At 30.6% G+C, this 13335-nt stretch carries 12 protein-coding genes; all 12 read right to left on the reverse strand.

Annotated elements, in window-relative coordinates; genetic code table 4:
• Positions 1–369: 369 nt before the first annotated feature.
• The 12 genes from tilS to NMG68_RS03680 all read right to left on the reverse strand — a co-directional run bounded on the left by tilS (position 370) and on the right by NMG68_RS03680 (position 13322).
• Positions 370–1233: a tRNA lysidine(34) synthetase TilS gene (gene tilS / locus NMG68_RS03625; protein ID WP_255034608.1), complete on the reverse strand. Its 864-nt coding sequence runs from the start codon at positions 1231–1233 to the stop codon at positions 370–372.
• Positions 1217–1768 carry an aminoacyl-tRNA hydrolase gene (gene pth, locus NMG68_RS03630; protein ID WP_255034609.1) on the reverse strand — a complete coding sequence of 184 codons (552 nt, stop codon included), beginning with the start codon at positions 1766–1768 and terminating at the stop codon, positions 1217–1219. The genes tilS and pth overlap by 17 nt, the downstream gene beginning before the upstream one ends.
• 28 nt (positions 1769–1796) lie before the next feature.
• On the reverse strand, positions 1797–2477 hold the full coding sequence (gene rplA, locus NMG68_RS03635; RefSeq protein WP_255034611.1) for a 50S ribosomal protein L1: 681 nt from the start codon (positions 2475–2477) through the stop codon (positions 1797–1799).
• Positions 2477–2932 (reverse strand): 50S ribosomal protein L11, encoded by a 456-nt coding sequence (gene rplK, locus NMG68_RS03640; RefSeq protein ID WP_255034612.1) that lies wholly within the window; start codon positions 2930–2932, stop codon positions 2477–2479. The genes rplA and rplK overlap by 1 nt, the downstream gene beginning before the upstream one ends.
• A 100-nt stretch (positions 2933–3032) precedes the next feature.
• The gene (locus tag NMG68_RS03645; RefSeq protein ID WP_255034613.1) at positions 3033–3707 is read right to left on the reverse strand and encodes a thymidine kinase; all 675 of its coding nucleotides are present in this window, start codon (positions 3705–3707) and stop codon (positions 3033–3035) included.
• Between the two features lie 58 nt (positions 3708–3765).
• Entirely contained in the window at positions 3766–4863 is a 1098-nt protein-coding gene (gene ychF, locus NMG68_RS03650) for a redox-regulated ATPase YchF (RefSeq protein ID WP_255034614.1), read from the reverse strand.
• Between the two features lie 2 nt (positions 4864–4865).
• Positions 4866–5738 carry a class II fructose-1,6-bisphosphate aldolase gene (gene fba, locus NMG68_RS03655; RefSeq protein WP_255034615.1) on the reverse strand — a complete coding sequence of 291 codons (873 nt, stop codon included), beginning with the start codon at positions 5736–5738 and terminating at the stop codon, positions 4866–4868.
• 2 nt (positions 5739–5740) lie between these two features.
• Positions 5741–6145: a DNA-directed RNA polymerase subunit delta gene (rpoE, locus tag NMG68_RS03660; protein ID WP_255034616.1), complete on the reverse strand. Its 405-nt coding sequence runs from the start codon at positions 6143–6145 to the stop codon at positions 5741–5743.
• Positions 6146–6251: 106 nt separating this feature from the next.
• Entirely contained in the window at positions 6252–8360 is a 2109-nt protein-coding gene (gene mip / locus NMG68_RS03665) for an Ig-specific serine endopeptidase MIP (protein ID WP_255034617.1), read from the reverse strand.
• A gap of 97 nt (positions 8361–8457) precedes the next feature.
• The gene (gene mip, locus NMG68_RS03670; RefSeq protein WP_255034618.1) at positions 8458–10356 is read right to left on the reverse strand and encodes an Ig-specific serine endopeptidase MIP; all 1899 of its coding nucleotides are present in this window, start codon (positions 10354–10356) and stop codon (positions 8458–8460) included.
• 33 nt (positions 10357–10389) lie between these two features.
• Positions 10390–11790: an MSC_0618 family F1-like ATPase beta subunit gene (locus tag NMG68_RS03675; protein ID WP_255034619.1), complete on the reverse strand. Its 1401-nt coding sequence runs from the start codon at positions 11788–11790 to the stop codon at positions 10390–10392.
• On the reverse strand, positions 11790–13322 hold the full coding sequence (locus NMG68_RS03680) for an MSC_0619 family F1-like ATPase alpha subunit (protein ID WP_255034620.1): 1533 nt from the start codon (positions 13320–13322) through the stop codon (positions 11790–11792). Before NMG68_RS03680 ends, NMG68_RS03675 begins: the two co-directional genes overlap by 1 nt.
• Positions 13323–13335 lie beyond the last annotated feature (13 nt).

Here is a 13335-nt window from a genome sequence, read left to right on the forward strand (position 1 = left end):
ATCGCTAAAAATTATTATTAAAAATATTTAAATAAGAAGCTATTATCTATAATTTAATTTAATAGCCCTATAAAAATGATTTTGTCTGTTAAATTATTTTTCTATAGAAATATTTTCTTTCTAAATTTCAAAAAAATCTAATCATTTTTAAATAACTAAACAATAAATTTTCAAATAATCTTGCACCTAATTTTAAATGATCTTTAAATATTAAAAATATTCATTTTTACCGTATATTTTTAATTTTTTTATTAAAAATGATTCAAAATTAAATTACATTTTTGTTACTATTAAAAATAAAAAACACAACATATTTGTTGTGTTTGTATCTAATTTATGTCTTTTCGTTTTTTTATTTATTGATAATTGCTATGCTTTAATGATTTCAACAATTCCATTTTTCTTAATGAGATAAGTATTTATTTTTAATCGATATTTTTTATTATTCTTTTTTTGTAAAAATTCAAGAATACCATCAGCTTTAGCTTTGGTGTATTTTATATCATTTTTTGATAATCAATAATAAATTATCTCGTAATAATTTGTTGATTCAATAAGTTGTTTGTAATTATGATCTCAATTAACAATAAAATTATTGACTTCATCAAATCTGTATTTATTTTGTTTATTAAGTTTATTAAAAAAATCTAATTGTTCTTGTTTTTTATTATTAGTTAATTTAGATAAATTAATTCGAACTTTATTTCTCTGATAAATTGGTAATAAGTTAGTTTCATCTATTCCATAAGGGATTTTGTTTTCATTAAGATAATTCTGAATATCATCTTTTCAAAAATCTAGAATTGGTCTTATAATTCTTAGATCTTTGTAATTAGATTCCTTATGAAGTCCATAAAATAATAAGTTTTTATTCTTATCATATTGCATTAAAGCAGATTCTAAAAAATCATCTTTTTGATGAGCGATAAGACATTTTTCTAGATTATATTTTTTTGCTACTTCTAGAAAAAAATCATAACGCAAGATTCTTGCTTGAGTTTGGAAATTCCTTTGGTAATTATAGTTCTTATCTACAGATAAAAGCTCTAAGATTAGATTATTGTTCATACAATAATTTTGAACAATTTCTTGATCTCTTAATGCTGATTGGCGTTTATTATAATTTACGTGACAAACAACCTTGATTTGTTCTTTGTATTGATTCAATAAATACATTGAATCAGGTCCACCAGAAACGCCAATTAAATATTGCTTTTTATCTGTTGTACTCATTCATTAATTGGCTAAAGCTTTTGTCTGACTTGATAAAGTCATAAGCAATAACACTAGCAGACGCAATAGCTGCTTTAAGCGTATCTGATTCTTTGTGTGAAAATTTAGATAAAACAAAACTTGAGATTGATTTTAAGTATTGATTCTTAATCCCAACACGAACTCTTTTGAAATCTTGAGTTCCTAATTGAGTAATAATACTATTCACTCCATTTTGTCCGTTAGATGAACCATTTTGTTTTAATTTAACAACCCCTAAATCAAACGCAATTTCGTCATGAATAACTAAAATATCTTCTACGTTAATTTTGTAAAAATTCATAATTTCTTTTACAAAATTACCTGACAGATTCATATAAGTTAATGGTTTAGCGATAATGAAATCATCATGCTTTACATAAGTACCATTAAATTGCGTTTTTTCTAAATCTAGATGTAAAACATCCAGAAGTTTATCGATCACTTTAAACCCGATATTATGACGCGTATGAGCGTATTCAGAACCGGGGTTTCCTAAACCTACAACAAGTTTCATATGTATAAAAAAATTAATTAGGTTTAACCTAATTAATTTTAACTTTAACTCCTGGACCCATTGTTGAAGATATCGAGATGTTTTGGATGTAGACACCTTTAACAGCACTTGGTCTTCTTGATTTGATTAATTCGATTAAGGTATTAGCGTTTTCTACAATCTTTTGAGTTTCAGTTGATTGTTTACCGATTGTCATGTGGATGTTACCAAATGAGTCTGTACGGTATTCTTTTTTACCTTTACGATATTCAGTAATAGCAGTAGCTATATCTTGAGTAACTGTACCAGTTTTAGGGTTAGGCATTAAACCTCTTGGACCTAAGATCTTACCTAATTTACCTAATTCAATCATGAATTTAGGGTTAGTAATAATCACGTCAAAATCCATTCAACCAGCTTTAATTTCGTTAATTTTATCAATTTCACCAACGAAATCAGCGCCAGCTTGTTTAGCTTCAGCTTGTTGATCAGTAATTGCTAAAATTCTTAATGGTTTAGAAACATTATGAGGTAAAGAGATAGCACCTCTTAATTGTTGATCAGCCTTAGTAGTATCTAAGTTTAATTTAATAGCAATATCAATTGAACTTTCAAATTTAGTAATTGAAGTTTTTTTAGCAATATCAATTGCTTTATCTAAATCATAGATTTGTTTAGAATCAAAAGAAGCTAATGCAGCTTTAGTTTTTTTAGTCAATTTTTTAGACATTATTTAGCTCCTTTCTTAGCTTTATTAGGGGTAGGATCAACACCTTCAATTTCCATTCCCATTTGTTTAGCTGTTCCAGCGATCATTCTTAAAGCAGATTCTTGATCGTAAGCATTAAGATCTGGCATCTTGTATTCAGCAATCTTTAATGCATCTTCTTTAGAAATTTTAGCTATCTTTTCAGTTTTAGCGTTTTTAGCACCTTTTTCAATCTTAGCCGCTTTTTTAAGTAAGATTGTTACAGGAGTAGTCTTAAGTTCGAAAGTAAAGCTCTTGTCATTAAAAGCAGTAATAATAACAGGAACTACATCGCCCATTCTGTCTTTAGTTTTATCGTTGAATTGTTTGGTGAATTCACCCATATTAATACCAACTGAAGCTAAAGCTGGACCAGGCTTAGCCTGACCACCAATAAGTTCTAGTTTGGCAATTCTTGTGATTTCTTTTTTAGCCACAAGCAACACCTTTCTATAATAATTATTTAAATGTTCTTTATGCAGTCTAACGAACTTTAATAGATAAAGTTCTTCTGCACTAAATTAGAATTTCACAATCTTAATCTTTTGAAGATTGCTCTAATATTTTACCAAAATTATTTTTTATTTGGCGTTTAAAATCTTTAGTTCTGTCATTAATCGGACGATTAGGCACTTTATGATGATGTCTACATCTTGGTGCGTATGATTCCTTATCGCCAATTAAGATTGTTTCGCAATGATAATCTGCTGGATCGTTATTTATTAGTCTTTGTGTTCTACTAGCTTCAGCGCCACATTCAGAACAGATTGCTGTTAAACGAATAATTGATTCAGCAATTCCTAAAATCGTAGGAATTGGTTCGAACGGTTCACCTCTAAAATCTCGGTCAAGTCCAGCTACAATAACATTAATTTGATTATCGGCTAATGTTTGAATTACCTCAACTAATGAATCATCAAAAAATTGTGCTTCATCAATCCCGATTAGTTGGGGTTTATGCATTAATACATAATCATAGATTTCAAACGGCTTATTAATCTTTATACATTCAATTTCCCGACCATCTCTTGAGTTAATAATATGGTCATATGATCTAGTATCAATAGTCGGAGAAAAAACTAAGGATTTAACATCGGCGTATTTATAACGCTTAATTTTACGGATTAATTCATCAGTTTTTCCAGCAAACATCGGACCACAAATAGCCTCAATCCAGCCATTTAATGTGGTCATCGCATTTTTCTTAGCCATCTTAAATAATTCCCTTTATATTATTTATGGACTTCAATTATAAAGAACTAAATTTAATTTAAACATTAAACTTAAAATTAATTACATCACCATCTTGAACAACATATTGTTTCCCTTCAAGACGGAGTTTACCAGCTTCTTTAGCTTTTAATTCTGATCCGTATTCAATTAGATCAGTTCAATGAATTACCTCAGCCTTAATAAACCCACGTTCGAAATCAGAATGGATAATTCCAGCACATTGTGGTGCTAGACTGTTCTTCTTAAAAGTTCAAGCGCGCACTTCAACTTTACCATAAGTAAAGTAGGTACATAAACCTAAGATCTCATAAGCTTTGAAAGCAATCTTATTAAGTCCTGATTGCTTCATTTGAAATGAAGTCATCATTTCTTTTTTATCAGCTTCTTCAAGTAAAGATAATTCTTCTTCAAGCTTAGCAGATACGGTTAAGTACTCTTCTGAGTTTTGCTTACAAAACTCAGCTAGTGCTTTAACGTGTTTATTGTTTTGTTCGTCGGTAATATCGTTTTCTGAGATATTTCCAACATAGATTCTAGGTTTAGCTGTTAATAAATTAAAGTTCTTAATTATACTTAATTCTTCTTGAGAATAACTAGATAGATCTAACATCTGGTTGTTCTCAAGTCTTTGTTTAATTGAGTTAAGTAATTCATATTCAGTGATAACTGATTTATCGCCGCTTTCAGCTTTCTTTTTAATTTTATTGATACGGTTAGTAACAACCTCGAGATCAGCTATCATTAATTCTAGATTAATCGTATCAATGTCATTAATAGGGTCAACAGCATTATGTACATGCGTAATGCTGTTGTCATCAAAACATCTAACTACATGGATTAAGCAATCTACTTCACGGATATTGCTTAAAAATTTGTTACCTAATCCTTCCCCTTTAGAAGCACCTTTAACTAAACCTGCGATATCAACAAACATGATTGTTGCATAAACAAGTTTGTTAGGTTCTATTTGTTCTGCTAGTTTAGTTAATCGTTCATCGATTAACTCAACTATACCAACATTAGGTTCAATTGTTGCGAATGGGTAGTTAGCTGCTTCAATTTGCGAATTAGTGATAGCATTAAATAATGTTGATTTCCCAACATTAGGTAAGCCAATTATACCTGCTTTTAGCATATTTATGCTTTATTGTTAGAACCAAATAGGTTAATTTTTTCAATACACTTAGCTTTGATCGCTTCAAACCCAGGTTTTAATAATTTTCTTGGGTCATAACCTTTTTTAGCTTCATCTAAATCTTTTTCTTCTAAGATGTATTTTCTAGTAGCGGCAGCAAAAGCTAGTTGACATTCAGTATTAACATTAACTTTAGCAACACCTAAACTAATTGCTTTTTTAACTTGTTCATCAGGAATACCACTACCACCATGAAGAACTAATGAAGCACCACTTGCTTGTTTAAGAGATTGTAATACTTCAAAGTTTAAGCTCTTTCAAGAAGATGGGTAAATACCGTGGATGTTACCAATACCAGCAGCTAGCATATCACAACCTAAATCTTGCATCTTCTTACATTCTTCTGGGTTAGCTAACTCACCATTACCTACAACACCATCTTCTTCACCGCCAATAGTTCCAACTTCAAGTTCTACAGATGCATTGTATTTTTTAGCAGCTTCTATAACTTTAATTGATTTTTCATAGTTTTCTTCAAATGGTAAGTGAGAACCATCAAACATAACTGAAGTAAATCCAGCTTCTAAAGCTTTAAACACACCATCGTATGAACCGTGGTCTAAATGAAGCGCAACTGGTACAGTAATATTTAAAGAATCAACTGCATCATTTACCATGTTATATACATTTTTGTATCCGCCAATGTATTTAACAGCACCTTCACTTGTAGCAATAATTACAGGTGAATTAGCTTCTTGAGCAGCAATTAAAATTGCTCTAGTTCATTCTAAGTTGTTTGTATTAATATGAGCAATGGCATAACCTTCTTTAGCGGCTTTTTGGATCATTGCTTTAGCATTAGTTAATTTAGACATAATTAGTTATCTTCCTCTGTTGAATCTACAATAATGTTGTCATCGATTAATGATGATTCTTCACCTTCGTTACTAATTTCAGGTGATGATTCATCTACTTCTACTTCAACCTTGATGTGTTCATAACCTTCTTCTAAGTACTCTTGTTGGTTATGAAGGGTTTCTGATAATTTAACTCATTCATCATGAAGCATCATTGATTTAATTAATCATTTTTGATCACCCATATATACGAATCTGGTGTCTTGAATTAAATCAGTATAGAATGCTCCCATCAAGTCTTGAGCATCTTTTTTATTTAAGTTTTCTTGTTTAACTACTAATTTTCATAAGTCGTTAAAGCTAAAACCTTTTTTAGCAAAGTTTTTTTGGGCTACTTCGTAAGCCTTATCAATTAATGAAGCCATTTTGTTATAGGATTATCTTTTTAATTATAAATGCGAATAAAAAAATATGAGCAACCTGTGACTCATATTTTTTGTTTATGCTTAATTATAACTTATTTTTAAGTTATTATTCTTGGTTACCAGCAGCAGGAGCACTAGCTGGAGTTGCGACTGCTGGAGTATTAGCGAATTGATATTCAGCAGGGATTTGGGCATTTGTTATTCCATTAGGGAATAAGTATGTTTTAACATTAGGGTTTCTCTTCTTCATTTGATCTAAGTAAGAATCTTTTTGATCCTTACCACCACCAAAAATTACATCATATTGAGGTAAATTGTAACCACCATATAAGCCTTGGTAATCCATACCTTCACTTCTTAGAGCTGTTACATATCCAGAAGTAGATGATTTAGCAACACCATATAAGATACCTCTAATATTACCTTCACCATCAATTACTCTAGTACCTGAAGAACCACCAGCAGGAATAAAGTTATCTAACATATAACCTAAACCAGTGTTTACATATGGCATTCTAGAATAAACATTAGGTTGTCCACCGAATGAAGAATAACTTAATAATAGATCTGTTACACCTGGTTTGTTAGCAAATGTTCTAGTATTAGATCAACTTAAGTCACCACCAACATCTTTATATTTAGCTAATTCACCAATAGGTCTAGCGTTATTGTAATAATTTCCTGACTTGTTAATTCAATATGAAACATTTTCCTTACCAGCTAAAATATTCATACCATCAGCTCCTGCATATCTGATTTTGTAATCGTCGTATGAGTTTGGATAACCTATTGCGTAAATGTCGTTTTTCTTTAGGTTTTTATATGTTTCATCATTTAACAATGATGTAGTAGCGAATTTGTATTTATCTTTTTCTTCTCAATTAGCGTAATTGCCTGTTACTCATTTAGCGATTTGTTCGCTATTAAATTTGATTTCAACTACACCAAAATCAATCATTGTTTGTGCATCTTTATATGCACCGTCAAATTTAGGAGTAGAACTTTCTTTTAAGAAATCATTACCTAAGAATATTGGTTTGATATTTTTAGGATCAAGAGCAACTCTAACATATGGAGTGCTTATCTTATTGAATTTTTCATCATCGGTAATCTCTTTATTAGATTCAAAACCTGGACCTTGTCTATCTGTAATTGTAGTTATGGCATTAAATTGAGCGGTAGCAAATCTTGAACCTGTTGGAGTAGCATCTTGATTTCAAGAGTTAACAAATGTTAGGTTAGCAAAGTTAGTTCTTGCTTCGTATTGTCTGTTTTCGAACCCTCTGAAATCATTAGTGGTTCCTGCAATATCTGGTAACAATAAATTTTCTAGAACATGTAGGTTACTAGCAAAGTATCAAGTTGTAGGGTATTTTTTAGGATCATCCTCTAATTTATAGTCAAAAATTCAAGTTGTTCCAAAGTGAGACTGAAGTTTAAGTTCTATTTTCTTTTCATCAGAGTAACTATTAATCTCTTCGCTTCTATTTCTGTCTGGATAGTCATTTGAAAACTGGAAAGAATAAACTGTTCTAGAGAACTTTCGATACTTATCATTAAGAATAGTTCTAGGTAATCCTAAAAATCCTTCTTTATCATCTAAATTTTTAAAATTAACACCATCTAAAAGACCAGTATTATATGAAGGAATTAAATTAGGTCCTCATTGATCTTTTCTTTTAACTAATTTACCTTGAACTATTTCACCATTTTCATCAATATCAGGTAAAAAGAAATTATAACCAAAAGCATCACGGTATGTAGGTAAACCTAACTTCTTAGCTTTTTCGTCATATGCTTTTAGTTTTGCTTCTGGAATATCAAACGGATTTGTTACACCTGCATCCGGAGTTGATCTTTCTTCAGTTTTATTATTACCACGAGCAGAGTTTACGTTATTAACATTAACGTAAGCATCGTAGTTTTGATATCTATCTACAATCTTTCTTTTAGCATCAGGCCCATCACCGTCAAACAAATTACCTACTATTTCAGTATTTGGTACAGATACTGGATCGTTGTTACCAACAAAATCTCCGCCCCCATCGATATTACCTTCGTTAGGGTTCATGTTGTCTTTATTTTCTGATTTTTTATCTTCTGATTTTTTACTTGAATTATCTGAATTTTCATTCTTACAACTAGCTACGATAATCGAGCTTGCAGATAATAAAGTAAATAAGTATTTAATCTTTTTTAATTTAGCTTTTGGCATTTTTAATAATATAGTTTTGTATTTAGAGAATTAATAAAGCCAAGCTATCTTATATAAAATTATATATCAATAGCTTTATTAATTGAATTAAATATCATTAATGAAATAATCAAGTGTTAACGTTTTGACCTTGGTTTATTAGTTTTAATCCTTGGTGATATGATTTAGTTTGACTATCATCACCTGTTCCATAAATCAAATCATATTTAGGTAAATTGTAACTACCATAATATCCTTGATAATCATATCCACCTGAATGGATTGCTAGAGCAGTTCCTGTATTGATTACGTCATCTGCTGCAAAAATTAATCCAACAATTTCATTTTTAGAATTAACTAATGGCGAACCACTTCCACCAGGAGGTACTGCATAATGATCAACTAAATATCCTAAACCGTTATGAGTAAAGTTTTGTTCGTTTACTCTATAGAAATTATTGTTTCCACCGATTCTTGGAAGAGTTAAGAATATATCTGTAACCCCTGGTTTGTTTACAAATGATCTTTGTGTTACTGTTCAAGATAAATCGCCACCACCTTCTTTAACACCATCTGTTCTAGAAGATTTGTTAATTCAAGGAGTTCTTAAATTTTCAATATTTCCATAAACTCTTCTATCTAAGATTCCATCACCTTTTGATGGCGGTAATCCGAATGCGTATAAGTCATTAGCTGGTAATGATTTATATTTTTCATCTTCTAAATAAGAATATTTAGCAGGTTTGAATTTATCGGCATCACTTCATTCAGCATATCCATTAGTTACTGATCTTGCTTCTTCTTCGCTTTTAAAAGTAACACGAATTACACCGAAATCTAATAATGTTTGCGCAGCTTTATAATTTGTATCATTGGTAAATGTACTAGTTTTTTGTTTAATAGCATCATTACCTAAAACTACTGTTTTAACATTGTTAGGATCTACTTCCGTTACCTTTAAATAAGGATCCTTGAAATATATTCCTTGAGATTTTTCAGGTTTAATTTCTTGTCCTTTTTGTAATCTAGTTTGATCCAACTGGAACAGTTCGATCTTAGAAGTTTTAGCTTTGTTATTACGAATTAAAGCTTGGTTATCATTAGCTAATTGTAAGTGTTGTAATACGTGGAAGTTGCTAGCTAAATATCATGTGGTTGGGTATTTACCTGTTTGAGTTGGTAAATCATAATCTAATAACCACGCAGTACCACTTCAATTCCCTGTATTGGTTGCTGGGTTAGGTGAAACGTGACTAGAATTATCTTGTTTTACTTCAGTTTCACTTATGATATTACTTATTCTAATTGAATAAGTAATCTTAGATAATTGTTGGTATTTATCATTAGCTATCAATCAACCTTTACCAGTATTTTTGCTAGCAAATCTTTTACCGCTATTACTGTAATAAGGAATACTAACCGTTGAGTTAGTATCATTCACTACATCAATGCTATTATCTAATGCTTTGGTTTGTTTGTTTATTCCTGGTAAATTAAAACCATAAGCATAAGCATCTTGATAAAGTGGTTGATTGATTGATTTAGCTTTCGCATTGATTGCTTTAAGTTGATCTTTAGTTAAACTAAAAGGACTAACATGCGCTCTATCTGCTCGGTCTTTTAATCAAAAGCTTGGCTTTTGAGTTAATCTATTATTATATAGATAATAGTTAACAAAATTGTTAGCTGCGCTGTAGTTTTCATACTGATCAGCTACTTCTCTTTGATTGTTTTCAACCTTGTTAGTTCATTGATTTTTTGGTTGAATAAAAGTATCAATATTATCGATATTAGCAGCTAACGAATAAAGGTTAGGATCGTTTGGATTTGCTGGTTGACTATCAGTTGAACCAGATGATGATCCAGATGATGTACTTGGTTTATTTGGTTTATTAGAACCATCACTAGATTCGCCAGATTTATTTGATGTAGAATCATCACTTTTTTCAGTTTTACACGAACTAACAATAATCGAAGATCCTAAAAACAAAGCAAGATATTTAGTTCATTTTTTCATTGTTATTAATCCTTTGTTTGATCTTTAATTATTTTAAAGATCAACTTTATTTAGATTTAATTCTTCATCAGTTGGAATATCTAAATTAGAACCGATGAATGAGAAAATTTCAGGTGATTGATTTAAGTATTTACCTTCAATAATTCTGATAACTGATTCTAGAGTATCTTGTAATGGAACATAAACACCTTTAGCTTTAGTAAATGCTTCAGCTACGAAGAAGTTTTGGGTAAAGAAATTTTGTAATTGTAATGCTTTCTTAACGATGATCTTATTATCCTTATCAAGTTCATCAATACCTAAGATAAGAATAACGTCTTCTAGATCGTGGTATTTTTGCAAGATACTTTTAACTTCAATGATCGCATCATAGTGTCTTTGACCAATGATGTCTGGAGATACTGATGAAGATGAAGAAGCTAACGGGTCAAAAGCTGGGAAGATATTTTTTGATGTTTGTTCACGTGATAATACTAATGAACCGTCAAGGTTACTAAAGATTGATACAGCAGAAGGGTCAGCTAAATCGTCCATTGGTAAGAATAATGTTTGGAATGAAGTAATTGATCCATCTTCTGTCGCATATAAACGGTCTTCAACATTTGATACTTCTGTATCTAATGTTGCTTGGTAACCTCCAGTAATTGGTTTCTTATTTAAAGCTGGAGCCACTTCGTTACCAGCTTGAATAAATCTGAAGATATTATCGATGAATAATAAAACATCTTCTTTTTCAACATCTCTTAAGTATTCAGCAGCCGTAATTCCATAAGGAACGATCGACATTCTAGCACCTGGTGATTCATCCATTTTAGAGATAAACATCATAGAATCTTTCATCAAGTTAGATTGTTCTAATTCTTGGTATAATTCAACCCCTTCACGACTACGTTCACCTGAACCAATAAAGATAGATGAGTTCTTTTTAGTTTTATTTGATTTAGATGAGTTAAAGATGATCTCTTTCATCAATACAGTTTTACCAACCCCAGCACCACCTAGAATTCCTAAGTTGTGTCCTTTTAAGATCGGCATGAAGAAATCAATTGCTTTAATTCCTGTTTCTAAAATCTCATGTTTAGAATAAATCTTCTTTTCCTTCTTAATGGTTGAGTTCATTTGAATATATTTAATATTCTTAGCTCTCTCACTTAATAAAGGAACACCTGAAATATCATAGATATTATTTTTAGCGTTTTGACCTACAGGAACTTTTAAGGTATCATTAGTATTAACTACTTCATCACCTACTTTAATATTTTGTTTTTGATAAATAACAATAGCTCTTACACTAGTATCATCAATAATTCTTTTTACCAATAACACGCAAGTATTGTTGTGTAAAGTTAATACGTAATCTACTTTAGGTAATTCTTCTTTTTTGAATGTTGCTTCAACAACGTTATTTCAAATTTTAGTAATATGTCCAATCATTATAAAACACCTTTCATGTTATCTACAATCGCTTGTAATTCTTCTGGTTTGAAATCAATAAACTTCTTATCTACTTGCATTTCGAAATCGTATTCTCTGTACTTGAAGTATTGTGATAATGAATACTCAAAGAAATTACGCATTAATTCTTCGTTGAAGTCTTGTCCTGATTCTAGATGTTCATAAATTCATTTAGCAATTGGATCAGTATCAATTAAAGCATTAATAAATGATAATGCTTCTTGTTCTTTGTTACCAACTTTTCTAAGTGTTCCTCAGATGATTAACTTGGTAATTAATAACATGAAACGTTCAGTATATGGAGAGAACCCTTTTTGAATAAACAGTTGTTCAATCGCTTTACCTTTACTAATTAAATCAGCTGTTTCTTCGTTTAAATCATACTTAAGAGTTCATAATTTACTTTGACGTTTATAAGCACGGTATTTCTTGTTGATTTGTGAAGCGACTTTAGCAATAACTCTAGATTGTACTGCACTACCCGTACGAGATACTGATAAATCAATGTTGATCGCTGGTAAGATCCCGTTAGCAAATAAATCAGTATTAGTTACGATCTGTCCGTCAGTAATTGAAATTAAGTTAGAAGCAATTAATGAAGTAATATCGTTGTTAACTGTTTTAACAATTGGTAAACAAGTAATTGATTTACGGTCAGCAAATTTACCTGCTCTTTCAAGAACTGAAGCATGGCTAAAGAAGATATCCCCAGGGAAAGCTTCTTTACCTACTGGACGGTTAACTAATAATGACATTTCACGATAAATGTTGGCGTGTTTAGATAAATCGTCAAATATTACTAAGACATCTTGGAAGTGTGAAATGTTTTCAGCGTGCGCCATAGCTACATAAGGAGCTAAATATTGGTGATAAGAATTCGTAGCAGGAGCATCGATAATAATCGTATTTTCTAAAGCGCCATGTTTTTTAAGTGTCTCATAAACATCAGCAACGTTTTGGCGTTTTTGACCAATTGAAACATAAATACATTTAACATTAGTCTTACGAATTGTTTGGTTGATAATGGCATTAAGTGCCATGTGAGTTTTACCAGTACCCCTGTCACCAATAATTAATTCTCTTTGACCTTTACCAATAGGAATTAATAGGTCAATCGCCATAATCCCTGTGTATAGTTGTTCATTTAAACGATTAACTTCTAAAAGGTTTCTAGAAGTAGAAAACGCATTAGATGATAAAGAGTTAGCAGCAAACTCAGGCTTATACTTTTTAGGGTATAAAATGTTTCCGTCAATATCAATAATATTACCAAAGTATTGTTTTGTAGTTCTTACATTGGTATCGTGGGTTGTTGGGATGATTTCATCACCAATTTCAAAGTTAGCATTACTTACATCAACGATTAAGAAAGCAGTGTTTTTAGTAGCACTAATTACCATTGCTCTAAAATCTGGTTTGTTTTTAATAGTAAATACTTGGTTTTGTTGGTATTCAAATTGACCTTCAACTTGAATAACATAATCTAAAGCAGCAATTATTTTAGGATTCATAACATTTATATTA

It is taken from the genome of Mycoplasma bradburyae, from assembly GCF_024338845.1.
Lineage (GTDB): Bacteria > Bacillota_I > Bacilli_A > Mycoplasmatales > Mycoplasmoidaceae > Mycoplasmoides > Mycoplasmoides bradburyae.